This is a genomic window from Actinomadura luteofluorescens (assembly GCF_013409365.1).
GTDB classification, from domain to species: domain Bacteria; phylum Actinomycetota; class Actinomycetes; order Streptosporangiales; family Streptosporangiaceae; genus Spirillospora; species Spirillospora luteofluorescens.
The window spans coordinates 2,124,932-2,150,337 of sequence record NZ_JACCBA010000001.1; the positions used below are offsets into that span (position 1 = coordinate 2,124,932).

Annotated in this window: 26 protein-coding genes; 11 read left to right on the forward strand and 15 right to left on the reverse strand. The window is 70.3% G+C overall.

Annotation, left to right across the window (positions count from 1 at the left end; genetic code table 11):
- Positions 1-2: 2 nt before the first annotated feature.
- The 4 genes from BJY14_RS46440 to BJY14_RS09685 all read left to right on the forward strand — a co-directional run bounded on the left by BJY14_RS46440 (position 3) and on the right by BJY14_RS09685 (position 4,569).
- On the forward strand, positions 3-842 hold the full coding sequence (locus BJY14_RS46440; RefSeq protein ID WP_179843297.1) for an FHA domain-containing protein: 840 nt from the start codon (positions 3-5) through the stop codon (positions 840-842).
- Entirely contained in the window at positions 839-2,350 is a 1,512-nt protein-coding gene (locus tag BJY14_RS09675; protein WP_246395861.1) for a GlnX family signal transduction membrane protein, read from the forward strand. Before BJY14_RS46440 ends, BJY14_RS09675 begins: the two co-directional genes overlap by 4 nt.
- The gene (locus BJY14_RS09680; RefSeq protein WP_179849274.1) at positions 2,347-3,186 is read left to right on the forward strand and encodes a glutamate ABC transporter substrate-binding protein; all 840 of its coding nucleotides are present in this window, start codon (positions 2,347-2,349) and stop codon (positions 3,184-3,186) included. Before BJY14_RS09675 ends, BJY14_RS09680 begins: the two co-directional genes overlap by 4 nt.
- 174 nt (positions 3,187-3,360) lie before the next feature.
- The gene (locus BJY14_RS09685) at positions 3,361-4,569 is read left to right on the forward strand and encodes a hypothetical protein (protein ID WP_179843298.1); all 1,209 of its coding nucleotides are present in this window, start codon (positions 3,361-3,363) and stop codon (positions 4,567-4,569) included.
- Here the strand turns inward: BJY14_RS09685 and BJY14_RS09690 are convergent.
- Positions 4,530-5,150, reverse strand: a complete 621-nt coding sequence (locus BJY14_RS09690; protein ID WP_179843299.1) for a hypothetical protein — start codon at positions 5,148-5,150, stop codon at positions 4,530-4,532. The genes BJY14_RS09685 and BJY14_RS09690 overlap by 40 nt on opposite strands.
- A 136-nt stretch (positions 5,151-5,286) precedes the next feature.
- Here BJY14_RS09690 and BJY14_RS09695 point away from each other — a divergent pair, with 136 nt between their 5' ends.
- Positions 5,287-5,805, forward strand: a complete 519-nt coding sequence (locus tag BJY14_RS09695; RefSeq protein WP_308206454.1) for a PH domain-containing protein — start codon at positions 5,287-5,289, stop codon at positions 5,803-5,805.
- A gap of 7 nt (positions 5,806-5,812) precedes the next feature.
- Here the strand turns inward: BJY14_RS09695 and BJY14_RS09700 are convergent, their stop codons facing one another.
- The 6 genes from BJY14_RS09700 to BJY14_RS09725 are packed head-to-tail and all read right to left on the reverse strand — an operon-like array spanning position 5,813 to position 12,875.
- On the reverse strand, positions 5,813-7,258 hold the full coding sequence (locus tag BJY14_RS09700; RefSeq protein ID WP_179843300.1) for an NAD(P)/FAD-dependent oxidoreductase: 1,446 nt from the start codon (positions 7,256-7,258) through the stop codon (positions 5,813-5,815).
- A 42-nt stretch (positions 7,259-7,300) separates the two neighbouring features.
- Positions 7,301-8,143, reverse strand: a complete 843-nt coding sequence (locus BJY14_RS09705) for an ABC transporter permease (RefSeq protein ID WP_179843301.1) — start codon at positions 8,141-8,143, stop codon at positions 7,301-7,303.
- The gene (locus BJY14_RS09710; RefSeq protein WP_179843302.1) at positions 8,140-9,003 is read right to left on the reverse strand and encodes an ABC transporter permease; all 864 of its coding nucleotides are present in this window, start codon (positions 9,001-9,003) and stop codon (positions 8,140-8,142) included. The genes BJY14_RS09705 and BJY14_RS09710 overlap by 4 nt, the downstream gene beginning before the upstream one ends.
- Positions 9,003-10,256: a polyamine ABC transporter substrate-binding protein gene (locus BJY14_RS09715; protein WP_312879101.1), complete on the reverse strand. Its 1,254-nt coding sequence runs from the start codon at positions 10,254-10,256 to the stop codon at positions 9,003-9,005. The genes BJY14_RS09710 and BJY14_RS09715 overlap by 1 nt, the downstream gene beginning before the upstream one ends.
- The gene (locus BJY14_RS09720) at positions 10,253-11,404 is read right to left on the reverse strand and encodes an ABC transporter ATP-binding protein (protein WP_179843303.1); all 1,152 of its coding nucleotides are present in this window, start codon (positions 11,402-11,404) and stop codon (positions 10,253-10,255) included. Before BJY14_RS09720 ends, BJY14_RS09715 begins: the two co-directional genes overlap by 4 nt.
- Positions 11,405-11,441: 37 nt before the next feature.
- A complete protein-coding gene (locus BJY14_RS09725) occupies positions 11,442-12,875 on the reverse strand; it encodes a gamma-aminobutyraldehyde dehydrogenase (RefSeq protein ID WP_179843304.1) in 1,434 nt (477 codons plus the stop codon).
- A 164-nt stretch (positions 12,876-13,039) separates the two neighbouring features.
- Between BJY14_RS09725 and BJY14_RS09730 the strand changes: the two genes are divergently transcribed.
- The 5 genes from BJY14_RS09730 (at position 13,040) to BJY14_RS09750 (ending at position 16,963) form a co-directional block, all read left to right on the forward strand.
- Positions 13,040-13,501, forward strand: coding sequence for an Lrp/AsnC family transcriptional regulator (locus BJY14_RS09730; protein ID WP_179843305.1), 462 nt, complete (start codon positions 13,040-13,042; stop codon positions 13,499-13,501).
- 95 nt (positions 13,502-13,596) lie between these two features.
- Positions 13,597-13,854, forward strand: coding sequence for a type II toxin -antitoxin system TacA 1-like antitoxin (locus tag BJY14_RS09735; protein WP_179843306.1), 258 nt, complete (start codon positions 13,597-13,599; stop codon positions 13,852-13,854).
- A gap of 184 nt (positions 13,855-14,038) precedes the next feature.
- The gene (locus BJY14_RS09740; protein WP_179843307.1) at positions 14,039-14,470 is read left to right on the forward strand and encodes an HIT family protein; all 432 of its coding nucleotides are present in this window, start codon (positions 14,039-14,041) and stop codon (positions 14,468-14,470) included.
- Positions 14,471-15,560: 1,090 nt separating this feature from the next.
- The gene (locus tag BJY14_RS09745) at positions 15,561-16,277 is read left to right on the forward strand and encodes an ATP-binding cassette domain-containing protein (protein ID WP_179843308.1); all 717 of its coding nucleotides are present in this window, start codon (positions 15,561-15,563) and stop codon (positions 16,275-16,277) included.
- On the forward strand, positions 16,274-16,963 hold the full coding sequence (locus tag BJY14_RS09750) for a hypothetical protein (protein WP_179843309.1): 690 nt from the start codon (positions 16,274-16,276) through the stop codon (positions 16,961-16,963). Before BJY14_RS09745 ends, BJY14_RS09750 begins: the two co-directional genes overlap by 4 nt.
- A gap of 69 nt (positions 16,964-17,032) precedes the next feature.
- Here the strand turns inward: BJY14_RS09750 and BJY14_RS09755 are convergent, their stop codons facing one another.
- The 3 genes from BJY14_RS09755 to rlmN form a co-directional block, all read right to left on the reverse strand.
- Positions 17,033-17,857 carry a DUF1963 domain-containing protein gene (locus BJY14_RS09755; RefSeq protein WP_179843310.1) on the reverse strand — a complete coding sequence of 275 codons (825 nt, stop codon included), beginning with the start codon at positions 17,855-17,857 and terminating at the stop codon, positions 17,033-17,035.
- Positions 17,858-17,920: 63 nt separating this feature from the next.
- Positions 17,921-18,424, reverse strand: a complete 504-nt coding sequence (locus BJY14_RS09760) for a DivIVA domain-containing protein (RefSeq protein ID WP_179843311.1) — start codon at positions 18,422-18,424, stop codon at positions 17,921-17,923.
- A 66-nt stretch (positions 18,425-18,490) separates the two neighbouring features.
- Positions 18,491-19,636: a dual-specificity RNA methyltransferase RlmN gene (gene rlmN, locus BJY14_RS09765; protein ID WP_179843312.1), complete on the reverse strand. Its 1,146-nt coding sequence runs from the start codon at positions 19,634-19,636 to the stop codon at positions 18,491-18,493.
- 114 nt (positions 19,637-19,750) lie between these two features.
- Here rlmN and BJY14_RS09770 point away from each other — a divergent pair, with 114 nt between their 5' ends.
- Positions 19,751-20,896 carry a suppressor of fused domain protein gene (locus tag BJY14_RS09770; RefSeq protein WP_179843313.1) on the forward strand — a complete coding sequence of 382 codons (1,146 nt, stop codon included), beginning with the start codon at positions 19,751-19,753 and terminating at the stop codon, positions 20,894-20,896.
- Between the two features lie 51 nt (positions 20,897-20,947).
- Here BJY14_RS09770 and BJY14_RS09775 read toward each other — a convergent pair whose 3' ends face one another.
- The 5 genes from BJY14_RS09775 to rpsB all read right to left on the reverse strand — a co-directional run bounded on the left by BJY14_RS09775 (position 20,948) and on the right by rpsB (position 25,323).
- Positions 20,948-21,721 carry a phosphatidate cytidylyltransferase gene (locus BJY14_RS09775; protein WP_312879103.1) on the reverse strand — a complete coding sequence of 258 codons (774 nt, stop codon included), beginning with the start codon at positions 21,719-21,721 and terminating at the stop codon, positions 20,948-20,950.
- Between the two features lie 221 nt (positions 21,722-21,942).
- Positions 21,943-22,500: a ribosome recycling factor gene (gene frr, locus BJY14_RS09780; protein ID WP_179843315.1), complete on the reverse strand. Its 558-nt coding sequence runs from the start codon at positions 22,498-22,500 to the stop codon at positions 21,943-21,945.
- 74 nt (positions 22,501-22,574) lie between these two features.
- On the reverse strand, positions 22,575-23,276 hold the full coding sequence (pyrH, locus tag BJY14_RS09785) for a UMP kinase (RefSeq protein WP_376770039.1): 702 nt from the start codon (positions 23,274-23,276) through the stop codon (positions 22,575-22,577).
- Positions 23,277-23,411: 135 nt separating this feature from the next.
- The gene (gene tsf, locus BJY14_RS09790; RefSeq protein ID WP_179843317.1) at positions 23,412-24,248 is read right to left on the reverse strand and encodes a translation elongation factor Ts; all 837 of its coding nucleotides are present in this window, start codon (positions 24,246-24,248) and stop codon (positions 23,412-23,414) included.
- An 85-nt stretch (positions 24,249-24,333) separates the two neighbouring features.
- Positions 24,334-25,323, reverse strand: a complete 990-nt coding sequence (rpsB, locus tag BJY14_RS09795) for a 30S ribosomal protein S2 (RefSeq protein ID WP_179843318.1) — start codon at positions 25,321-25,323, stop codon at positions 24,334-24,336.
- Between the last annotated feature and the right edge of the window lie 83 nt (positions 25,324-25,406).

Below are 25,406 nucleotides of genomic sequence, written 5' to 3' on the forward strand. Positions count from 1 at the left end.
GCATGGCGAGTTGCCCTAGCGGACACACCTCGCAGGCGCAGGACTACTGCGACGTCTGCGGCGAGCGCATCGAGGGCGCCCCTTCCGGCGCGGCCCCTGGCGCGCCCGGCCCACGGCCGGCGCCGGGCGGGTCCCTCTGCCCCGACTGCGGGACGCCCAGCACCGACCGCTTCTGCGAGGCGTGCGGCTACGACTTCGCCATCGGAGGCGGCAAGCCCACGCCGCCGCCGGAGCCCGCCCCGGCGCCGGAGCCCGCGGTGCCCGTCCCGTCCGGGCCGGGCACGGCGCACCGGGGGCCGTCCGATCCGCCGCGCCCGCCCGCGCCTCCCGTCCCCGCGCCTCCCGTCCCGGCCCCGCCGGTGCCGGCGCCGCCCGTGCCCGCTCCCCCGGTCCCCGCGCCGCCCGTTCCGGCGCCGCCGGTGCCCGGGGCGGTGTGGACGGCGGTCGTGCGCGCCGACCGCGAGTACTACGACACGGTCGTCGCCGAGGAGGGGCCCGACTCGGCCTCGCTGGCGTTCCCCCCGTACGCGCCCGAGCGGCGGATCCCCCTCGCCGGGCAGCAGGTCCGCATCGGCCGGCGCAGCTCCTCGCAGCCGGCCCCGCCCGAGATCGACCTGCGCGAGCCCCCCGAGGACCCCGGCGTCTCCCACGTCCACGCGGTGCTGCTGGCGAAGCCCGACGGCACCTGGACGCTGGTCGACCCCGGCTCGACCAACCGCACCTGCGTGAACGGCTCCACCGACCCCATCCCGTACAACGTGGAGGTCCCGGTCTCCGACGGCGACCGGATCCACGTGGGCGCCTGGACCACCATCACGCTCACCCGAGGCGAGGCGACATGACGGCCGTCCAGCAGTCCCCGCCGGCGGGCCCGCCCGCCCCCGCCGCGCAGGCGCCGCCACCCGTCCGGGGCGGCAGTGACGTGCGGACCCGGCCGGGCGGCGGGACGCCGTCCGGTCCCGCGCGGCTGCTACCCCGCACCGTCGCGGCCCGCGTCAGGACATTGACGGCGCTGTCGCTCGTGCTGCTGGTGGCGCTGCTCGGCGTCGCCTGGGCGGCGATCGGGAACGCCCGCGAGGGCGTGCGGGTCATCGGGCACGACGCGGGCCCGCAGGTCGTCGCCACCGGCGACCTGTACTTCCAGCTCTCCGACATGGACGCGCAGCTCGCCAACGCGCTGCTCATCGGCGACGCGGCGGGCGGCGGCCGCGAGCAGGCGCTCGCCCGCTACGACCAGAACCGGCGCAGGGCCGGCGACGCGCTGCTGAAGGCCGCGAAGCTCGCCGACGAGACGACCGAGAACAACACGGCCCGGGACCTGCTGGACGCGCTGGCCCGCTACGAGCGCCTCGCCGGGCAGGCCCTGCTGCTGGACCGGCAGTCCCCGCACGCGTCCGGGCCGCCGTCGCAGAAGGTCGTCGACCTGTACCGGCAGGCGACCGACCTGATGAAGCTGGACCTGCTGCCGAAGGCCTACAACCTGACGCTCGACAACGGCACCCTCGTCCGGCACACCTACGAGGACAAGCGCTCGGCGGTCCTCATGGGCCGCACGGGCGTCCTCGTCACGGGCGCGGCGCTCCTGGCCGTCCTCCTCGGGTTCCAGCTCTTCCTGGCGCGGCGGTTCCGGCGGCTGCTGAACGTGCCGCTCGCGCTGGCGACGCTCGGCACGCTCGCCCTGGTCGCGGCCGGATCCCTCATGCTCACCGGCCAGGCGAACCATCTTCGCCAGGCCAAGGAAGAGGGCTTCGACTCGATCCTGGGGCTCTCGCGGACGCGCGCCATCAGCAACAGCGCGAACGCCGACGAGACCCGGTTCCTGCTCGATCCCGGGCGAGCCGACGCCTACGAGCAGGTCTACCTGAGCAAGTCCCAGACCGTCCTCTATCTGAAGGCGGGCAATCTGACCCAGTACAACGCGGCCGTCCAGAAGGGCCTGTCCTTCGAGCCCGGCCGCGTGAGGTTCCTCGGTTTCCTCGGCACCGAGGCCGACAGGCCGGTCCAGTCGGCCCGGCAGAGGGCGCAGCTCACGGACGTCATGAACAGGGTGCTCGCCGACTACCAGAAGGTCCAGGCCAACGACCGCAGGATGCGCGACCTCGTCGACCGGGGGCGGCGCGACGAGGCGGTCGCCGCCCGCGGAGCTGCCGCCGCCGACTTCACCGCCTACGACCGCTCCCTCCAGGCGCTGGTCTCCATCCACCAGAAGGCGTTCGACGAGGCGGTGAAGGACGGCGACGGCGGGACGAGCGGCTGGTACGCGGTGCTGCCCGCGGCGGGCGTCGTCATTGCCGCGCTCGTCCTGGCCGGCGTGCGCCCCCGTCTCGCCGAGTACCGGTGGTCGAAGTGAGGGCGCGGCGCCTCGCGGCGGCGGTCCTCGCGGCGGCGGCCGTCCTCGGCGCGGGAACGGCGTGCGGGATCGCCGACGCCGGCGAGGAATCCGTCGCCGGAAAGGACGCGCTCGTCATCGGCGTCAACGGTGACCAGCCGGGACTCGGCGAAAGCCGGGGCGACGGCTCGTTCACGGGATTCGACGTCGACATCGCGAAGGAAATCGCGCGGCGGATGGGCGTGCGGCCCGGCGATGTGACGTTCGAGCGCGTGACGTCGGCGACCCGCGAGAAAATGCTTCAGGACGGCGACGTCGACCTCGTGGTGGCCAGCTATTCCATCACCCCGGAACGCAAGGTGAAGGTGTCGTTCGCGGGTCCCTACTATGTGGCCCACCAGGACATTCTCGTCCGCAGGTCCGAGGCCCGCGACATCCGGAACATCGACGATCTGAAAGGGCGGCGGCTCTGCCGCGTCCCCGGGTCGGTGTCGTTCCCGCGCGTCCACGACGAGCAGGGCGTCGCCGCGCTGCCGGTCGAGGCGAGCGGGTACGCCGGGTGCCTCACCGAGCTCACCCGGGGCCGGCTCGACGCCGTCTCGACCGACGACCTGATCCTCGCGGGCCTCGCGGCGAAGGCGTCCGGGGGCGCTCTCACGCTCGTCAACGCCCCGTTCACCGACGAGCCCTACGGCGTCGGCATCAGGAAGGGCGACGTCGACGGCTGCGAAGCGGTCAACAAGGCGATCACGGGGATGTACCAGGACGGCACCGCGCCGCGGCTGCTGGACAGGTGGTTCCGCCCCGCCGGACTCAAGGCCACCACCACCGTCCCGCAATTCGAGGGCTGCGTCTGAGAATTCGTCACCGAGCGCACGGAAGGCGTTACGCAATGGCACGGGAAGGACAGGTGAGACCGGCCGGTCACGGAGATCAGTCGGTTGCGTAAGTTCCGGTCGGCACGCGTGATCGTAAGTTATGGTCGCGATCAAAACCCGTTCCGGTAATCACCGTCACGCCCGAGGAGTGCAATGACGACGGTCATCCTGGTGGTGATGTGCGTCGTGGTGGGGGCGCTCGAACTGTACGCGGGCAAGCAGAGCCGGGACCAGGCCCATGCCTTCACCCGCCGGATCGACGAGCTGAACGACCAGGTCACCAAGCAGAACAACGTGCTGGTCACCGTCGGCGAGCAGCTCACCGCGGAGCTGTCGCGCGTCAAGCAGGACGTGCTGCCCGCGCTCGACACCCGGCTCCGGCAGAACACGGGGCAAGTCGAGGAGCTCGCGGGCCTCGTCCACCAGGCGGACGACTACCTGCGGACCCAGGCGGGACGGCTGCACGAGCTGGAGCAGCAGCGCATCACCCTCGCCGCGCTGCGCCGCAAGCTCGGGGAGGTCGAGACGTCGGTGCGGGCCGCCACCGGCGCGGGCGGCGAGGGCGGCGGGGCCGCCGTCGAGGGCAAGGTCGACGCGGCGCTCGGCCGGCTCGCGGACCTGGAGCGCGGAGGCGAGGAGATCCTGGAGTTGCAGCGCACCCTCACCCGCACCCTGGAGGACGTCGAGGACGTCGTCGCCGAGCTGCTGCAGTTCACCGAGGGCGAGCTCGACGACACCGTCACGGCCGCGCTCACCGGACGTCCCCGCGCCCACGGCGACGCCGTCACCGCGACGGGACGCCTGTGGACGCGCGACGAGCAGCTCGAGGACATCCTCAGCGACATGTACGAGCGGTGCGTGCGCGCCAGCCGGCTGGCCGTGCGGTTCCGCACGGCCGAGGGCGCGAACGGCACGCCCGGCTCACCGGAGCGCCGCCGCTACTTCCTGGGCGGGCACGCCAGCGAGGACCTGGCGGGCGTGTTCAGCGCCCTGCTCATCTCCGCGGGCGCCGGCGCCCGGCCCGGCAACGGCCTCTCCGGCGGCGAGGCCAAGCGGGGCCTCGCGCGGGTCGAGCCGGGCGTCCCGGCCGGAGTGGAGCCGGCGCGCGGCCCCGAGGACGAGGCGGCCCTCAAGTCGCTTCTGCGGACGCTGGCGGAGTGCTCGGGCGCCGTCGTGCAGATCGGCCCGCTCATGGCCGTCCGGACGCGCGACGAGCTTCTGTGCGCGGTGCTGACGGCCGCGCAGTCGCTGGAGCTGGAGAGCGACGAGGTGTTCTGGGACCCGGCCGACGCGAGCGTCCGGCTGCGGCGGCTGCCGTCCCATCAGCTGTGGGACCTCACCGGCTGGGCCACCGCCCCGTAGGCCCGCACGGACCGTTCCGCGGGGCCGCCGATGCGCACGTAGAGGGGGCAGCGCAGGGCACCGGTCCGCGGGTCGGCCTCGACGCACAGGCCGATCCCGGCGGCGCGGTCGAGGAACACCGCGTTCTCCACCGCCCGCGCACCGCGCACCGCGTACGGGACGGAGTCGGCGTCGCCGGTGTCGACGAGCTCCTCGAACGTCAGCCTCCGCGCGAACCGCATCAGCACCGCGGCGTCCACCACGCGGCTGCCGATCGCCGCCGACGGGCCCGCGACGACGATCCCGAAGCTCGGATCCTCCCGGCCGCGCACGTAGATCTCCCGGTCCGGCTCCAGGCCCCGGCGGCGGCCCGGGACCTGGACGCCGAAGCCGGCGTCGCCGTTCAGGTAGGCGGGCGGGCCGAAACCCGCCGCCGGGGCCCCGTCCCGGACGCGCAGCGCGCCCGCGGGCATCTCCCAGCCGGGAAGGTACACGCCGAGGCCCCTCAGCAGCAGCCGCCAGATGGGACGCCCGGTCACATCGGGCGCGAACTCGCCGCGCGGCTCGCCGGGGTCCCGCGGTCTCTCGGCGTCGCCGTCCATGAAGACCATGATCGGCGAACGGATCCGCGTCCGACAAGGCCTCGCGAGGGGCCGGGGCCCTTACCGCGCGGGCCCCTGCACCGCCCGTGCCGCGTCGGCTACGGTTGACCCACCCGGATCATGACGAGGACACGCCGTGAATCTGCAGGACATGATGGTGCACCGCGACACCTCGTCGCGGACGGTCGACAAGTATCTGATGTCCTACGAGGGCCGGGTCATCGCGGTGCGGCGGCATCCCGCCGTCCTGCTGCTGCCGGTGGCGGTCGTCGTGGCCGGGCTCATCGCGTGCGGCGCGGCGAGCGCGGTCAGCGGGCAGATCTGGATCTGGTGGCTGTGGCTGGTCACCGTCTGCTACCTGGCCTGGAAGGTGATCGCCTGGTCGGTGGACTTCTTCCTGGTCACCGAGCACCGGGTGATGGTCGTCAACGGCGTCCTCAACCGCAACGTCGCGATGATGCCGCTCGCCAAGGTCACCGACATCGCGCTCAACCGCTCCGTGCTGGGGCGGGTCTTCGGCTACGGCGAGTTCGTGATGGAGTCCGCGGGCCAGAAGCAGGCGCTCCGCAACGTCGGTTTCATGCCGTACCCGGAGCAGCTGTACCTGGAGGTCTCGTCGGTCATCTTCGGCACGGTCGAAGAGTCGCCGGACTGACCCGCCTTCAGGAGTCGAAGCCGAGGCCGAAGCGGTCGAGGGTGCGGAGCCCGAGGCCGCGGCGTCCCGCGTTCCGGTCGGCGCGGGCGATCTCGCGCCGGGTCAGCTCGATGACGCCGTAGCGCAGCGGCTCGGGCGGGAACGGGACGGGCTTGGAGCGCACCATCGCCAGCCGTGTCCGCTCGGTCTCCTCGCCGGGCGCGAGCCCGACGCCCAGGAGATCGAGCATGACGTCCGCGCCGAAGCGGGTGGCGCCGACACCGAGGCCGGTGTAGCCCGCCGCGTACGCGAGCCTCCCGTCGTAGGCCGTCCCGTAGAAGGCGCAGAAGCGGCTGCACGTGTCGATGACGCCGCCCCAGGCGTTGGTGAAGCGCACGCCTTCCAGCTGCGGGAAAGTCGTGAAGAAGTGCCGGGCCAGGGTCGCGTAAGTCGAAGGGCGCCGTTCCAGGCCGGGACGCATCCCGTTGCCGAAGTGGTAGACGGCGTCGTAGCCGCCCCACAGAATCCGGTCGTCGGCGGTGAGCCGGTAGTAGTGGAACTGGTTGGCGCTGTCGCCGAGCCCCTGCCGGTGCCGCCAGCCGATGGCAGCCCGCTGCGCGGGGGTGAGCGGCTCGGTGACGAGCGCGTAGTCGTACACCGGGACGACGTACTGGCGCAGGCGCCGCAGGAGCGGCGGGAAGGCGCCGGTCCCCAGCGCGACGTTGCGGGCGGTGACCGTCCCGAGCGTCCGGGGTGCCCGGTCGCCTCGCCGCGGGGGCGCGGCTGCCGTCAGCCGGAGCCTGCGGGCGTCCGTGCGCAGCGCCGTGACGCGGGTGTTCTCGAAGACGCGGACGCCGAGGGCCCGGCACGCGTCCGCCAGGCCCCAGGCGAGCTTGGCCGGATGCACCATGGCGACCGCGTCGCGGTCCCACAGGCCCGCGAGGTAGGTGGGCGAGCCGACCTCGGCGCGGACCGCCTCCTGGCCGAGCACGATCGGTTCCCAGCCGTGCTCGAAGGCCTTCTCCGCCGCCTCGTGCAGCGCGGGCACCTGCCACTCCTCGGTGGCGACGCTCATCTCACCGGTCGGCTCCCATTCGGCGTCGATGCCGTGGCGGGTCAGGGTCTGGGCGATGGCGCGCAGGTTGTCCCAGCCGAGGCGTTCGAGCGTGTGGACGTCCTCCGGCCAGCGCCCGAGGCCGTTCTCCAGACCGTGGGTGATGCTGGCTGCGCAGAACCCGCCGTTGCGTCCGGACGCGGCGGCGCCGATCCGGCCGGCCTCCAGCACGACCACGTCCAGCGACGGGTCGCGCTCCTTGGCGAGCAGGGCCGTCCACAGGCCGCTGTACCCGCCGCCGACGACGGCGAGGTCGCAGGTGAGCGCCCCGGCCGCCGCCGGACCCGCGCCGGGGCGCGCCGGGTCCTGGAGCCAGAACGTCTCCGTTGCGGCGTCGGCGAGCGACTCGGCCACGTTCACGTTCGTCCCCCGATGGTCCTGGTCATGACGGTGCCCGGGGCCTCAGCGGCGGGCGCGGGCGCTGCGCCGCGCCGACACCACCGCGATCAGCACGCCGACCGCGAAGATGAGCGTCCCCATCACGTTGACCTGCGGCGGCGTCCCCGTCCTGGTGGACCCGTAGATCCACAGCGGGAACGTGACGGTGGCGCCGCTGGTGAAGTTGGTGATGACGAAGTCGTCGATGGACAGCACGAACGCCAGCAGCGCCCCCGCCAGCACCCCCGGCATGATCATCGGCAGGGTGACCAGGCGGAACCGCGTCCACGGGCCGGCGCCGAGGTCCTGCGCCGCCTCCTCCACCGCGGGGTCGAGCCCGACGACGCGGGCCCGCACCGTGACGGCCACGAACGCGATCGAGAACATCACGTGCGCGAGGAGGATCGTCAGGTAGCCGCGCGGCAGGTTGAACGTCACGAACATCGACAGCAGCGACGCGCCCATCACGATCTCCGGGCAGGAGATCGCCATGAACAGCACGAGGTTCGTCGAGCCCTTGCCGCGGAACCGGTACCGTCCGAGCGCGAGGCCCGCGAACGTCCCGATGACCGTCGTGATCAGCGTGCTGAGCAGCGCGATCGTCAGCGAGTTGACGACCGCCGCGGTGAGGTCGCCCTTGTCGAACAGGTGCCGGTACCAGCGGAGCGTGAAGCCCTGCCACTGGAAGTTCTGCTTGCTCCGGGTGTCGTTGAACCCGAAAAGGATCATGATCGCGATCGGCAGGACCAGCCAGCCGATCAGCGCCAGGGTGTAGAGGTGCAGGCCGGAGATCCGGAACCGGCGGGGCACGCGGCGCCGCCGCGGGGTCTTGGTGAGCGTCACCCGGGCCTCGGTGTGCGTCGTCATCGTCCCGCCGCCTCCAGGACGTCCTGCGTGCCGAGCGTGCGCGCGTAGGCGAAGATCCCGACGAGCAGGATCGCCATCAGCGCGAACGACAGCGCGGACGCCGTCGGGTAGGCGCTGTTGTTGAAGTACTCGGTCTGGATGACGTTGCCGATCATGGTGTTCTGCGGGCCGCCCAGCACCTCGGCGTTGACGTAGTCCGACGACACCGGCACGAACGTCATGATCACGCCGGCGAACACGCCGGGCAGCGACAGCGGCAGGATGACCCGCAGGAACGCCTGCGCGCGGCTCGCGTACAGGTCGTAGGCCGCCTCCACCACGCGCGGGTCGATGCGTTCGAGCGCCACGTAGATCGGCAGGACCATGAACGGCAGGAAGTTGTAGGCGAGCCCGGACACGACCGCGACGCCGGTGTCGAGGACGTGGAAGCCCTCCGGCAGGACGCCGTGGTCGCGCAGCGGCCCGAGGATCGGCCCGTTGTCGGTGAGGACGAGCTTCCACGACACCGTCCGCAGGATGAACGAGACGAAGTACGGGAGCAGCAGCAGGAACAGGTACGTCGACTTGGCGCGCCCGCCCCGGAACGCGATCCAGTACGCGGCCGGATAGGCGATCACGATGCACGCGACCGTCGCGACCAGCCCGTACCAGAGCGACCGGACGAACTTGTCGCCGTAGGTGCTGAGCCCGTCGGTGTAGTTCCGCCAGTGCAGCGTCTGCTGGAAGCCGTCGATGAGGTTCCCGGTCTGCAGCGACAGGGACACCATCAGCACGATCGGGACGAGGAAGAACGCCGCCAGCCACAGCCCGCCCGGCAGGATCATGAGGTACGGCGCGAGCCGCCCCCGCACCCCCGCCATCACGATCCCTTGGAGATCGGCTCGAAGATCTTCTGGTACTCGGTCTCCTCGGCCTGCGTGAGCCGCCGGTAGTGCCGCAGCCGCGCCAGGTCCGCCTGCGACGGGAAGATCAGCGGGCTGGTGCTGAGCCGGGTGAGGTCCTTCTTGTCCGCGCCGCCGGCCTGCTCCGCCTTCCGCGCGATGAGCTTCTGGGTCGCCGGGATCGGCGGCATGTAGTTGATGAACTCGGTCAGCGGCGCGTTGTTCTCCGGGACGAAGAGCCAGTCCATGAGGGTCAGCGCGTCCACCGGGTTCTCGGCCGTCTTCGGGACGCACAGGTTGTCGGTCCAGATCGTGCCGCCCTCCCTGGGCACCACGAACTTCACGTCCGGGCTCGTCAGGCTGTACACGTCCCCGGACCACGCCATCGTCATCCACACGTCGCCCTTGCTGACGGCGTCGACGTAGTCCTGGCTGTAGTACTTGCGGACGATGCCCTTGTCGCGCTGCTCGCGCAGCTTGGCGGCGGCCTTCTCCCAGTCCGCCTTCGTCGACTTCTCCGGGTCGATGCCGAGCAGGAACATCCCGAAGTTCCCGAGCTCCTGCGAGTCGCCCATCATGCCGACCTTGCCCTTGTACTTCGGGTCGAACAGCTGCGCGATGCTGGTGATCTCCTCCTTCACGTACTTGGTGTTGTACGCGATGCCGGTGACGCCCGACTCGTACGGGACCGTGAAGGCGTTGCCCGGGTCGTAGGAGGGGTTCTTGAAGGACGGGCCCGCGTTCGCCTGGAAGTTCGGCAGTTTCGACAGGTCGAGGGGCGCCAGGTAGCCGAGCTGGCGGCACTGCTCCAGCTGGATGCCGTTCGTCATCACCATCAGGTCGAAGCCGATGGACTGGCCGGCCGCCAGCGGCGCCTGGATCTTGCCGAACCACGGGCCCATCTCCTGGATGACCTCCTTGTAGGTCACCTTGACGCCCGTCTCCTTCTCGAACGCCTTGATGGTCTCCCGGTCGTCCTGCATGTAGCCGGGCCAGTTCGCCCAGTTGAGCCTGCCGTTCTTCGCCTTGCCCGCCCAGTACTTCTCGACGTCGCTCTGGCTGACCTTCTCCTTGCCGCCCTGCCCCTTCACCCCGCACGCCGACAGGGCGAGCCCGGCGCCCGCCGCGCCCATCAGTCTCAGGACGTCGCGGCGGGCCGGGCCGCCCGCGCTGGAACGCGCCAGGCGCGGCCTTGTGAGTCCGCGGAGGAATGCGGGGTCGAACTGGCTCACTGCGGGGCTCCTATGGCGTACGAGTGGCGCGGATCCCACGACAACCAGACGCTGTCGCCGCGCACGGCGAGATCGTCGGCGGACGTCGCGTTCTGCACGAACACGACGACGTCGGCGCCGGCGGAGGTGGTGATGTTGTAGTTCGTCGACGTGCCGAGGTACACGACCTCGGTCACGGTGCCCCGGACGGCGCACTGCCCGTCCCCCGGCCTGTCCGGCCCGATGCCGATCTTCTCGGGGCGGACGGTCAGCTCCACCCGCTCCCCCGCGACGGCCTCCCGTCCGCGGAGCATCGGGACCTCGATCCGACCGTCCGGGCCGTGGGACAGCACCGCGCTGTTCGGCCCGGCCCCCGTGACCTCACCGTCCAGCAGGTTGGACGTCCCGATGAACCCGGCCACGAACCGCGTCGCGGGATGCTCGTAGATCTCCCGCGGCGTGCCGAGCTGCTCGATCACCCCGTCGTTCATGACGGCGATGCGGTCCGACATCGTCAGCGCCTCGCCCTGGTCGTGCGTCACGTACACGAACGTGACGCCGACCCCCCGCTGGATCCGCTTCAGCTCGACCTGCATCGCCTGGCGCAGCTTCAGGTCGAGGGCGCCGAGCGGCTCGTCCAGCAGCAGCGCCCGCGGCTCGTTCACCAGCGCCCGCGCCAGCGCGACCCGCTGCTGCTGGCCGCCGGACAGCTCGGCGGGACGGCGCTTCTCCCGTCCCGCCAGATCGACGATCTCCAGCATCTCCCCCACCCGCCGGGTGAGCTGCGCCTTCGGAACGCCGCGCCGGCGCAGGCCGAACGCGACGTTCTCGAAGACGCTCATGTGGGGGAAGAGCGCGTACGACTGGAACACCATGTTCACGTCGCGCCTGTTGGGAGGCACGTCCGTGACGTCCCGCCCATGGAGCCGGACCCGACCCGCCGTCGGCTCCTCGAAGCCGGCGATCATTCGCATGGTCGTCGTCTTGCCGCATCCGGACGGTCCGAGCAGGGAGAAGAACTCCCCCTCCGCGATCGACAGGTCGACGCCGCGGACGGCCGCCACGGTCTCACCGTAGGCGTGGTAGTCCTTCTCGACTCCCACGAGCTCGATCGCGGGGACCGTGCGGGCCGGATCGTCGCGCGCCGCGGCGGGCTGGGTCTCGGTCATGGGCGGGACTTCCTTCACGGGCTCCGGTCGGCGGCGCTCAGCCGCCGATGTAGTGCATGACGTGCTTGACGCGGGTGTAGTCCTCGATTCCGTACATCGACATGTCCTTGCCGTAGCCGGAGTGCTTGAAGCCGCCGTGCGGCATCTCCGACACCAGCGGGATGTGGGTGTTGACCCACACGGCACCGAAGTCCAGTGCCTTGCTCATGCGCATGGCACGGCCGTGGTTCTGCGTCCACACACTGGCGGCGAGACCGTACTTGACGCCGTTGGCCCACTCCAGTGCCTGAGCCTCGTCCGAGAAGCTCTGGACGGTGATGACAGGGCCGAAGACCTCGTTCTGCACCATCTCGTCGTCCTGCTTGAGGCCGTCCACAACGGTCGGTGCGAAGAAGTAGCCACGGTCCCCCACGCGCTCTCCGCCGGCGAGGACCTTCGCGTGGCTGGGCGCCCGCTCGATGAAGCCCTGAACGCGCTCCAGCTGGTTCGCGCTGTTCACCGGCCCGTAGAAGGCGTCGGCGTCGCTGGGAGGCCCGACGACCGTCCCCTTGGCGGCCTCGGCCAGCGCCTCGGTGAACTCCCCGTGCAGCCGCTCGGCGACCAGCACGCGGGTGGCCGCCGTGCAGTCCTGGCCCGCGTTGAAGTACCCGGCCTCGGCGATGCCCGTCGCCGCCGCCTCGACGTCGGCGTCGTCGAACACGACCACCGGCGCCTTGCCGCCGAGCTCCAGGTGCACCCGCTTGAGGTCCTTGGCCGCCGACGCGGCGACCTCCATGCCGGCCCGCACGCTCCCGGTGATCGACACCATCTGCGGCGTCGGGTGCTCCACCAGCGAGCGCCCGGTGCCGCGGTCGCCGCAGACCACGTTGAAGACGCCCGGGGGCAGGAACTCCGCCGCGATCTCCGCCAGCATCAGCGTGCTCGCCGGGGTCGTCTCGGACGGCTTGAGCACCACGGTGTTGCCCGTCGCCAGCGCCGGCCCGATCTTCCAGACCGCCATCATCATCGGGTAGTTCCAGGGCGTCACCTGCGCGCACACCCCGATCGGCTCCCGCCGGACCGAGGAGGTGTGGTCGGCCATGTACTCGGCGGACGCCTTGCCCTCCAGCACCCGGGACGCCCCGGCGAAGAACCGGAGGTTGTCCACCATCGGCGGCACCTCCTCGTCCAGGGTCATCTGGACCGGCTTGCCGGTGTCCCGGCTCTCCGCCCGGACGAGGTCCTCCGCCCGCTTCTCGACCGCGTCCGCGAAGCGCAGCATCGCCAGGCTCCGCTCACCCGGCGTGGCGTCGCGCCAGGCGGGGAACGCGTCGGACGCCGCACGGAACGCGGCGTCGACGTCCTCGGCGCCGGACACGGGCGCCTCCGCGTACGTCTCGCCGTTGCTGGGGTCGACCACCTCCAGCGTCCGCCCGTCCTTGGCGTCGACGTACTCTCCGCCGATAAAGTTGCGCAGCCTCTCGCCGCTCATCCTCAGGTCCCTCCTGGGCATCGTCGCCCGTTGTGTCCTGTTGGCCCGACCCTTACAGAGAGGTCCGTCCAACACAAGTGATTCCGTTGTTACGATCGAATTTCACGACTGATTCACTTGGCCCAGAGGCCTCACACCCTCGATGCCGCAGCTAGGAGATCCGGATGGAACGGGCACCCCGCGTCCAGCTCGACGAGACAGCCAAGCAGATCATCGAGCAGCTCCAGCAGGACGGCCGCCGCTCCTACGCCGCCATCGGCAAGGCCGTGGGCCTCTCCGAGGCCGCCGTCCGCCAGCGCGTGCAGAAGCTCCTCGACACCGGGGTCATGCAGATCGTCGGCGTCACCGACCCGCTCATGCTCGGATTCCATCGCCAAATGATGATCGGTGTCAGGTGCGAAGGCGACCTGGAGAAGACCGCCGACGAACTCGCGGCCCTGGACGAGATCGACTACGTCGTGATCACCGCGGGCTCGTTCGACATCCTCCTGGAACTCGTCTGCGAGGACGACGATCGTCTTCTGGAACTTCTCGGCCGTATCCGCGCCATCCCGGGCGTCGTCTCCACCGAGAGCTTCGTATACCTCAAACTTCGCAAACAGACCTACTCCTGGGGAACCCGCTGACTCCACCCGACACCCGACGATTCTCGTTCTCAGAGGGGATGTCCAGGCAACACCTCGCGGCGTACTTTGAAAGGCCGCAAGGAAGGAGACCGGCCATGCCCGAGTCGGTTCGCCAGGACCTTCCGGCCGATCCCGCCGACGATCACATCGCCTTCCGGACCACCGCGGAGCAGTTCCTCGTGATCCGCGCGGCGGCCGAGCTGATCGGCTGGTCGGTCACCGACTTCGTCCTGTCAGCCGCCCTGGACCGCGCCGAACGCGACCTCTACGAACACGCGGCCGCCCAAGAACCGGCGGAGTCCGCCCCCGACCCGATCCCTCCCTACACGGCCCTGCTGCTGGCCATGCCCTGACCCGCCACACGAAACCCCTCACGCCCAACACGCGGCCCCGCCCCATCGGCCACCTCCACACGCGCTGACTCTGGCCTGCCGGTCACGCTCAGCCCTCGGCCCATCGGTGACGAGCCGAGAAGGTGATAAGCGCACCTCCGGGGCTGCTTGCGGTTGCCGCCGGGTGGGGCTGAAGAATAGGGGGATGGGTGAACCTGTGACCAAGGCGTGCCTGTTCTGCGAAATCATCAAGGGAGAGCGGCCCGCGCACGTCGTGCTGGACGCGCCGGACGCGATGGCGTTCCTCGACGCCCGGCCCTTGTTCAAGGGACACACACTGCTGGTCCCTCGGACGCACTACGAGACGCTTACGGATCTGCCCGAGGACCTTATCGGGCCGTTCTTCGCGCAAGCCCAACGCCTTGCGAAAGCGATGGAATCCGTCCTCGAAGCAGCGGGCTCCTTCGTAGCCATGAACAACCGGATCAGCCAGAGCGTCCCCCACCTGCACGTACACGTGGTTCCCCGCAACCCCAAGGACGGCCTCCGCGGCTTCTTCTGGCCGCGCCAGAAATACGCCTCCGACTCCGAAGCCGCCACCTACGCAACCCGCCTAACCAAAGCACTCCAGCCCTAACCCCACCACCACCCAGACCACCCCACCCCCCAAGGCCACAGGCCACCCGGCAAACCACCACCCCCACCCAGACGACCACCACACCCCCGGCCAGCCGGCCACCCATGCACGCCACCACCCACACCGCCGCGCTCAGGACCCGACCAAGCCCTCTCACCAAGCGACCGGCACGGACCTACCGGCCACCCCACCGAGCCGACTCAGCGCCCCTCCCGCCGCCATCCAGCGCCATCCAGACTCCAGCGACGGGTACACGCCAGTGCCCGGTTCATGGTCAACAAGCCCTCCATCAAGCACGACCCTCAGCACGCCGACAAACTCGTCATAGTCGTCATCGACGATGACTCCCCAACCAGCTACTGCTCGGCGAGGAAGAACTAACAATCAGACCCCACCGGAACGCTTCACCCGTCACCCCGCCGCGACGTCCGCAAGAGCGAATCCGGCCCGCTTGAGGTCACATCTCCTGATGACGAATGACCAACCAAGTCCCGGACCGACCACACCACCGGGATGACCACACCAGCGGGGCAGCGCTGAGGCCGATCCGGGGGCGGGCAATGAGGCCCGCCTCGGGCCGACGGGTGAGGCCCACCTCCAGGGGCAGCGCTGAGGCCGATCCGGGAGCGGGCAATGAGGCCCGCCTCGGGCCGACGGGTGAGGCCCACCTCCAGGGGCAGCGCTGAGGCCGATCCGGGAGCGGGCAATGAGGCCCGCCTCGGGCCGACGAGTGAGGCCCACCTCCAGGGGCAGCGCTGAGGCCGATCCGGGAGCGGGCAATGAGGCCCGCCTCGGGCCGACGAGTGAGGCCCACCTCCAGGGGCAGCGCTGAGGCCGATCCGGGAGCGGGCAATGAGGCCCGCCTCGGGCCGACGAGTGAGGCCCACCTCCAGGGGCAGCGCTGAGGCTGGCGTCGGAGCCGCATTGAAGCTGACCTTCGGGGGCGACCGTGAGGATGTGTTGTGAGAGCGATTGGCTGTACTCGGTGGCCCCGAGGCTCCCGCCGCCAGTCGCCTTGTGGGGAGGCGCGGGTCGGGGGCCGCGTGGGCTAACACCGTCCTTACGCGGGGGTCTCTACGGTTTGGGTTTCATGCGGCTGGAGCGTGTCGCCTTTCGTTATCGGCGCCGGGACCCCTGGGTGTTCCGGGACGTCACGGTGTCGCTTCCGGAGGGAAGCGTGACCGAGGTGACCGGTCACAACGGCGCGGGGAAGTCCACGCTGCTCCGTGTGATGGCCGGCCTGCGCAGACCACGAGCGGGCGCCGTCAAAGACCGTCCCGCACGAGTGGGGTATGCGCCGGAGCGGTTTCCGGTCGACCAGCCGTTCAGCGTCCGGGCCTACCTGGGCCACATGGCGGCCATACGGCGCGTCCCTGCGGCGGCCTGCGACGTCTGGGCGGAGCGGCTGAGCTTCGACCACCTCCTCGATGTCCGGCTGTCCGAGCTGTCGAAGGGCAGCGCTCAGAAGATCGGGCTCGCGCAGGCGCTGATGGCGGACCCGGAACTGCTGATCCTGGACGAGCCCTTCGCGGGCCTGGACGCCGCCACGCGCGACTCGCTGCCCGAGCTGATCTCCGAGTTCGCCTCGCGCGGCTCCACGGTCGTCGTCAGCGACCATCAGCGTTGCATCGAGGCGATGCCCGGCGTCGACCGCCTGCACGTCGCCAACGGCACCGTTACTGCACTGTCCTCCGAAGGCGCCAGTCACTGGACCGTCCTGGAGGTCGAGGTGCCCGAGGACGAGGCCGACACCCTGGAGACGAAGCTGAGGGCCGACGGCTACCGGGTGCGGAGGCGCGAACAATGATCGCGATCGTCCGCTTCCAGGTGGCGGGTTACCTTCGCTCGCTGCGCGTCCTGCAGCCGCTGATCGTCGTGGCCCTGCTCGTGGCGCTGGTCCTCGCGCAGGGGCCGAGCGGCCCTGACGCCGGGGAGCTCGCCGTACGGACCTTCGCGGACGTGGCGGCGTTCATGTTCCCCGTGTGGGCCTGGGCGGCCCGCGCCCTCCTCGACACGCAACCCGACGAGCAGCGCTCTCTGACCGCCACTGCGGCCCGCCACCAGTCCGGGCCCACGTGGGCGGGCCTGCTCGCCGCGTACAGCGTGAACATCGCACTGGGCGTCACGGCATTGGCCGTCCCTCTCATCCAGGCATTCCAGGTGGGCTCATCCGGGCGGGCGATTCTGACGGGCTGTGCGCTGAACCTCCTCGTCGCCGTCCCGGGCACGCTGCTCGGGGCTTGGACGAGCCGCGCCGTCATCCCCGATCCCGGCATCTCGCTGCTGGCGCTCCTCGGCGGCGCGACCGCCCTCCTGCTCCTCGGCTTGGGACGCCTCTCCTGGCTCTCCATCCCAATGGTCGGATGGATGCGCGCAGCTCACGAGGGCCCGAACGTCTTCGTCTCGCACTTCCCCACCACAGCCCTCCACCTCCTCATCTGGTCCACAGTCGTAGGCACCGCCTACCTCCTCACCACCCGCCGCACCCCCTAACCACCCACCACCGTTGCGCAGCCTGCCCTGATGGGGCGGGCGGTTGTCCGGTAAATGTCCTGGGGTGCGTTACGCGGCCTGGACGGTTAGCCATGTTTGCTCCAAAGGTGTGTCGCGGCGATTGCAGAAGTAGATGCGGCCCGGGTCGCCCCAGTACCAGCCGAGGCGGTCGTCGGAGTCGAGTTGGAGGAGGAGGTGCCACTCCTCGACCGCGCGTTGTTCGTCCGGCGTGAGGGCCGGTGGGTTGAGGGAGTTCAGGGTGCGGCCGGTCGAGGCGTACAGGCAGTCGGGGCCTAGGGGACGCTGGACGAGGGTCGGCCAGCCGCCCAGTTGGTGGGCGGGTGCATCGTCCGGGCAGGTGTGACGCGTCCAGGCGGCGTGCAATTGTTCGTACACGGGCACGATGCCGTCCCAAACCATCTCCAGCCGCTGGATGACGGCCTCCTGGGGAGAGGGCAGGGAGAGGAACGGCGCGGCGCCCAGCGTGGTCTGCGGGTAGAGCAGGGTGCCCGTCGGCGGGGTCACAGGGCGAAGGGCGCCGGTGAAGACGCGCCAGCCGTCGCGTTGGCCAGGTTCGTCGCCCCATGGACGGGGGATTTCGGTCGCGTAGTAGAACGCGGCGCGGCAGGCCGGCAGGCCGGAGACCTTCGGGAGGCCGGCGAGGACCGCGAAGTCGATCGCCCCTAAGAAGTCGAGTGGGCGGCCGTTCCACGTCGGCCATGGCTCGCCCGGCGGCAGCAGTGGGGTGCCTCCGAGGTGGACGGGCACCTCACCGCAGGTGGAGAGGCGCAGCCCGGGCTTGATCAGGGGGAGCAGGATGGCCGTGATCTCAGGCTCGAGGAAGGAGTCGAACAGGGCTCGGAGCCGTCGGTACTGTGCGGCGAAGGGGTCCATGCACGTAGCGTGGCGTGGGCCTCACACGGCGCGCAGCATCCCGCGAAACTGTGGATAACTTCGTCAGCGTTCGAGGGCGGCGGCGAGTTGCAGCAGGAAGCGGTCGACCTCCTGCTCGTCGTAGCCGGGGCCGAACCGGACCGCCCGGAACGCGCTCTCCCGCACGTCGCGGGCAGTCACGGGCGGCGCCACGCCGCGCAGGCCGGCGATCACGCGCTCGAGAAAGGCGTCCACGTCCCGCACGTCGTAGCCGGGGCGCAGGCCGGCGCCGGAGAACCGCGCGTTCTGGATCCAGTTGATCAGCCAGGCCGGCTGGGCGCGGGTGCGGCCGGGACGTTCCCCGATCGGCGCCCGGGCCTGGAGCTCCCTGATGCACTCGCGGAGCAGCTCGTCCACGGCGCGGTGGTCGTAGCCGCGCAGGACGGTGGTGAAGCGGACCTGGCGCACCTCGTCCGCGGACATCGGCGGTCCGCCGTTCAGTGCCTGCGATATCCGTTTGAGCAGGGCGTCGACCTGGGCCCGGTCATAGCCCCTCAAGACCACCGGCAGCCGTGTACCCGTCTTCACCGGCACCGCGCTCCTCAGCCGTGTCCCCGCGCACCGCGCGGCACCAGGAACGCGCCCGCGGCGCGCTCAGTCCTTGGTCGCCGCGGCCAGCTGCCCGCAGGCCCCGTCGATCTCCCTGCCCCGAGTGTCGCGCACCGTGACCGGGACCCCGTGGGCCTCCAGGCGCCGGACGAACTCGCGCTCGTCCTCGGGCCGGGAGGCGGTCCACTTGGAACCCGGCGTTGGGTTCAACGGGATCAGATTGACGTGTACGAGATGCCCGCGCAAGAGCCTTCCGAGAAGATCAGCCCGCCAGGCCTGGTCGTTGACGTCCTTGATGAGGGCGTACTCGATCGAGACGCGGCGCCCGCTGCGCTCGGCATAGGCCCAGGCGGCGTCCAGCACCTCGGAGACCTTCCACCGGTTGTTGATGGGCACGAGGTCGTCGCGCAGCTCGTCGTCGGGCGCGTGCAGGGACACCGCAAGCCTGACCGACATGTCCTCGGCGGCGAGCTTCTCGATGGCGGGGACGAGCCCGACCGTGGAGACCGTGACCGAACGCTGAGAGATGCCCAGCCCGGCGGGTGCCGGATCGGTGATGCGCCTGACCGCGCCTATCACGGCCTTGTAGTTGGCCAAGGGCTCGCCCATGCCCATGAAGACAATGTTGGAGACGCGTCCCTGGCCCCCTGGGACGCGTCCGCTTGCGAGAGCGCGCGCGCCCGCGGCGACCTGCTCGACTATCTCGGCCGTGGAAAGGTTGCGGGTGAGCCCGGCCTGACCGGTCGCGCAGAAGGGGCAGTTCATGCCGCAGCCCGCCTGCGACGAGACGCACATCGTCGCCCGGTCCGGATACCGCATCAGGACCGACTCGAACAGGACGCCGTCGAAGGCTTTCCAGACCGTCTTGAGAGTCGTCCCGCCGTCGCAGTCCATCTCGCGTACTGGAGTCAGCAGCGAGGGCAGCAACTCGGACACGAGGCGATCCCGGACGGTGGCCGGCAGGTCCGTCATCTTGGCGGGGTCGTCCACCAGGCGCGCGAAGTAGTGGCGCGACAGCTGGTCGGCGCGGAACGGCTTCTCCCCCAGCGCGGCGACCGCCTCGCGACGCTCGGCCGTTGTGAGGTCGGCGAGATGCCTCGGCGGCTTGCCGCGCCTTGGTGCGGCGAAGACGAGCTTCGCCGGGGTCTTCTTGGGCGCGGCACCGGTCGCGGAGGGCTGGGTGGTAGACATGGTCCTTCCAGTGTCGCAAACACCTGCGCGTGCCTCGTCCGTACCTGGCCGCCCGCCCATACGTGAACAGCGACATTCCTGCACACGGTCCTGTCTGCGGCTAAGGTCTCGATCATGTCGGTATTGCGTAGGGGCGCCGCCTCGCCCCAGGGGTCCGCGGCCACGGTCGTCCACGCGGCGGCCAGCCCGTACGGCAGCCGGCGGCTCACCGTCGAGACCGACGGCGAGGTCACCGCGGCCTACCTGAAGGACGCGCGAGACTCGGTGATCGGGGCGGTCTGGATCGCGAACCATCGCGAAGCCCCACCGGATCTGGACCGGTCGCGACTCGACGCGGGCCGCGCCCCTCTCCTGCCGGAATCCCATGTGCGCCACCCCGCGGGACGCCCAGCGCTGGCACCGGAAACGCTGGAGGTCGTCTGGTTCGAGGAGGGCGACGGTGTGGCGCTCCTGGAGGAGGGCGGCCTGCTGGCGGTGATCCCCGGATGGTCCGACATGGGGCGTGGCATCCCCGGCTACGCTCGCGACGCCACACTGCAGAGCCCGTTCGCCTTCCCTCTGGACGAGGAGATCGAGGACTTCGGACCGCGCGTCGACCAGGCGCGCGAGCACTGGAAGAGGTGCCGCGCGGACGGCTCCTGGGCGGAGTTCCAGCAGTCGATTCTCGGCCACCTCCTGCAGCGCCTGGGTCCCAGTGGCCACTACTGGCACGACGTCGGACGCCAGTTGGCGAACGGAAGGCCGAACGTGGCCCCGACGGTAGGGGTCTCGGAACGACCCGCAAGGGGTGACCGGAAGTTCACCGTTCTGAGCACGGTCGGGATGAGCCGCCAGCGGATGCCCACGGTCGAACTGTACGAAGATGACGTCGCCCCATACGGACGCATTGAGCTGGCGGTTGCCAGCACCCTGCCCAGCCAGCGGTCCGGCAGCATCTTCCCTTGGCTGGCGCAGTATCCGTGGCGTTCGGTGACGTGGTTCGCTCCTGGGGACGTCGTCAAGTGGTACCACGAGGCGCGCACGTTCCCCCTCGGCAATGGCGAGTCGTCGTGGGAGGGAGTGCTTCTCCTAGACGACCCGAACCGTCTCGCGGGTCCTGAGGCGCCTGGCATGACCGGCCTGACACTCAGCGGCGACGCCGTCCGATGGCTCTGGCTCGTGCCCATCACGGGCGAGGAGCACAGGTTCGCCAAGAGCGAGGGATCCGACGCGCTCATCCGGCGGCTGGCCCAGCAGGGCCGTTCGTGGGTCGTCTCTTAGATACCCCCAGGGGCTGGGGCAGGAGCAGGGCAAGGAACGCCCCGGGACGTCCTAACTGGGGACGAACAGTTCCAGTAGCAGCCACACGACGGGGGCGGTCGCGACCAGGGAGTCGAGACGGTCCATCACTCCCCCGTGACCGGGCAGGAGCGTTCCCATGTCCTTGATCCCGAGATCGCGCTTGATCATCGATTCGACCAGGTCGCCGGCGGTCGCGGTGACCACGGCGGCGAGCCCGATGATCACGCCCTGCCAGATGTGGCCACCGTCCAGGAGCCACCACACCAGCCACCCGCCGACGATCATGCAGGTGATGGCGGACCCGGTGACACCCTCCCACGTCTTCTTCGGGCTGATCGTGGGCGCGAGCTTGTGCTTGCCCAGGAAGGAACCGGCGAAATAGCCGCCGATGTCACTGGCGACGGTGGTGGCGATGAAGATGACGATGCGGTGGTCGCCGTCGGCGGGACGCATGAGCAGCGCGACGATCCCGCCCATCAGCACCAGGTAGCCGGCCACGAGCGATCCGGCGGTGACGTCCCGCACATATCCGGAGGCGCCCTCCGTCATGCGTGTCATCAACAACGCCAGGACCGTAAGCGAGACCGCCGCGACGGTTGCGGTGGAACCCCACACATAGGCGACGACAGGCGTGCCGACCATTCCCGTCGCGACAGGGATGAACGGGACGCGGATGTCACGGCTCTTGAGGGCCTCGGTCAGTTCCCGCATACCGAGGAACAGGAACACGACCATCACGCCAAGGAAGATCTCCTTGACCGTGTACAGCGAAAGCAACACGAGAGCGCCGAGCGCGACGCCCACGCCAATCGCGAGCGGGAGGTTACGCCCCGTCTTGCCTTGCGGCTTCCCAGCGGGGGTCGCGCCACCGGAAGGCGAGGGGTCACCGGGGGTGGGGGGATCGCCGGAACCGCCCGGCCCCTGCCCGGGGGGCGAGTCCAGTGCTTCTCCGGGGGGTGGGCCGGCCATGTCGACCTCCGGCTCGTCCGGGGAGCCCGAAGGCTCCCCGGCGTCATCGAGTCTCATCACACTTCGAGCAGTTCGGCCTTCTTGTGCTCAAGTAGCTCGTCGATCTGCGCCACGTAGCGGTGCGTCGTGTCGTCGAGTTCCTTCTCGGCACGCCTGACCTCGTCCTCGCCGGCCTCGCCGTCCTTGGCCAGCTTGTCGAGGGCGTCCTTGGCGCGGCGCCGAATGTTGCGGATCGAGACCCGGCTGTCCTCCGCCTTGGTGCCGGCGACCTTGATGAACTCCTTGCGACGCTCTTCCGACAGGTCCGGGAAGACGACCCGGATGACGTTGCCGTCGTTGGTGGGGTTCACGCCGAGGTCGCTGTCGCGGATGGCACGCTCGACCGCCTGCATGGACGACTTGTCGAAGACCTGGACGACGACCATCCGCGGCTCGGGGAGCGTGAAGGACGCGAGCTGGTTGATCGGCGTCGGCGTCCCGTAGTACTCAGCCGTGATCTTGTTGAACATCGCGGGCGTGACCCGGCCGGTGCGGATGGCCTGGAAGTCCTCCTTGGCGACCGCGACCGCCTTCTCCATCTTCTCCTCGGCTTCGAGGAGGGTCTCGTCGATCACTGTGACTCCCGTGTCATCTGGTCGGCCCTGGTCCTGCGGTTCCGCGCCGCGTCCGGCGCGGCCGTGGGCTGCGGTCAGCCCTGCGCCGGGCTGACCAGCGTGCCGATCTTCTCACCCCGGACGGCCCGGACGATGTTGCCCTGCCCCATGAGGTCGAAGACCACGATGGGGAGCGCGTTGTCCATGCAGAGGCTGATGGCCGTGGCGTCCATGACCTTCAGGCTCCGCTGTAGAACTTCACCGTATTCCAAACGGTCGAACTTGACCGCGTCTGGATTCTTTCGGGGGTCGGCATCGTAGACACCGTCCACTTGCGTGGCCTTCAGTACCGCCTCCGCGCCGATCTCCAACGCGCGCTGGGCGGCGGTCGTGTCGGTGGAGAAGAACGGCTGGCCGAGCCCGGCGCCGAAAATGACCACGCGGCCCTTCTCCAGGTGCCGGATGGCGCGGCGCGGGATGTAGGGCTCGGCGACCTGGCTCATGGTGATGGCGGTCTGCACGCGCGTGTCGAGCCCGAGCTTCTCCAGGAAGTCCTGCAGGGCCAGGCAGTTGATGACAGTGCCGATCATCCCCATGTAGTCGGCGCGCCCGCGGTCCATGCCCCGTTCGGCCATGACGGCGCCGCGGAACATGTTGCCGCCGCCGCACACGACCGCCACCTGCACGCCGTCCCGGACGGCTTCGGCGATCGCCTCGGCGACGTGCTGGACGACCTCGGGGTCGATGCCGAGCGGGTCGCGTCCGGCGAAGGCCTCGCCCGAGAGCTTCAGCAACACCCTCTTCCAGCCCGCGCGCGGCGCGTGCTGGCCGGACGACGAGGCCGCCGTCGCGCTACTGGTCGTCTTGTCCGGCACGTCGGCGGCCTCCTCGTTGCGTTCGCTATGTCTCGGGTACTCGTTTCCAGAGTGCCCTTAAGCCTGCCCGACCTTGAACCGGGCGAAGCGGACGACCTTCACGCCGGCCTCGTCGAGGACCTTCGCGATCGTCTTCTTGCTGTCCTTCACGAACGCCTGCTCAACGAGCACGAAGTCGCGGAAGTAGGCGTTCACCCGGCCCTCGACGATCTTCGGGATGGCCTGCTCGGGCTTGCCCTCGTCGCGGGTGAGCTGCTCGGCGAGCGCCCGCTCCTTCTCGACCGCCTCGGCGGGGATCTCCTCGCGGGTGAGGTACTTGGGGGCCATCGCCGCGATCTGCTGGGCGATGTCCTTGGCGACCTCGGCGTTCTCGGTGTCGAGCTCGACCAGCACGCCGGTGGTCGGCGGCAGCGACGGGTCGGACTTGTGCAGGTAGCTGGCCACATAGGCGCCCTGGAAGTGGGCGAACCGGCGCAGCTCCAGCTTCTCGCCGATCTTGGCGCTGTTCTCCTCGATCAGGGCCTGGACGGTCTTGCCGGGCTCGATCTCGGCGGCCAGCAGGGCGGCGGCGTCCGCAGCGCCGTTGGCGGCCGCGAACTCGACCAGACGCTGGGCGAGCTCGATGAACTGCGCGTTCTTGGCGACGAAGTCGGTCTCGCAGTTGAGCTCCAGGAGCGCCCCGTCGCCGGAGTTCGCAAAGTGCTCGGCGACCAGGCCGTTGGCGGCGGTGCGCTCGGCGCGCTTGCCGACGTCCTTGGCGCCCTTGAGACGCAGCAGTTCGGTCGCCTTCTCGAAGTCGCCGTCCGCCTCGGTGAGGGCGTTCTTCACGGCCATCATGCCGGAGCCGGTCAGGTCGCGCAGCCGCTTGACGTCAGCGGCGGTGAAGTTGGCCATCGCTCTCTTCGCTTCTCTCGTCGTTGGTCGTGGGACCCGCGACGGTCCCGGCGGCGTCCGCGTGGACGCCGCCGGGACCGGCGGATCAAGCCTGCTCGGCCTCGGCGGCCTTCGGGGCCTCCTCAGCCGGGGCCTCCTCGGCCGGAGCCTCTTCAGCCGGGGCCTCTGCGGCGGCCTCGGGAGCCTCCGCGGGCGCTTCGGCGGGGGCTTCGGCAGGAGCCTCGGCGGGGGCCTCGGCCGCGGCCTCGGTCTCGGCAGGGGCCTCTGCGGCGCCCTCGGCCTCGCCGGGCTTCAGCAGATTGCGCTCCCACTCGGTCAGGGGCTCGCTGCCGGCGGCCGCGGTGCCCTCGGCCGGCTTCTCGTCGCCACCGGGCGCGGCGCCCGCCTTGGCGATGAGGCCGTCCGCGACGGAGTCGGCCACGACGCGGGTCAGCAGGCTGACGCTGCGGATGGCGTCGTCGTTGCCCGGGACCGGGTAGTCGACCTCGTCGGGGTCGCAGTTGGTGTCGAGGATGGCTACGACCGGGATGCCGAGCTTCTTGGCCTCGTTGACCGCGATGTGCTCCTTCTTGGTGTCCACGATCCAGATGGCGCTCGGAACCTTCGCCATGTCGCGGATACCGCCGAGGGTGCGCTCCAGCTTGTCCTTCTCGCGGCGCAGGCCGAGGAGCTCCTTCTTGGTCATGCCGGAGCCGGCCACGTCGTCGTAGTCGATCTCCTCCAGCTCCTTGAGCCGGGTGAGCCGCTTGTGGACGGTGGAGAAGTTCGTGAGCATGCCGCCCAGCCAGCGCTGGTTGACGTAGGGCATGCCGACCCGGGTCGCCTGCTCGGCGATGGACTCCTGGGCCTGCTTCTTGGTGCCGACGAACAGGATCGTCCCGCCGTGGGCGACCGTGGCCTTGACGAACTCGAACGCGCGGTCGATGTAGGACAGCGACTGCTGCAGGTCGATGATGTAGATGCCGTTGCGCTCGGTGAGGATGAAGCGCTTCATCTTCGGGTTCCACCGGCGGGTCTGGTGGCCGAAGTGGACGCCGCTCTCGAGGAGCTGCCGCATGGTGACGACGGGTGCCATTGCCCGTGTTCTCCTTCTCTGGCCCTGTCGGGCCGCATTTGGTTATCTGCCTGCGCCCGGGTGCGGCCCCACCGTCGCCGAGG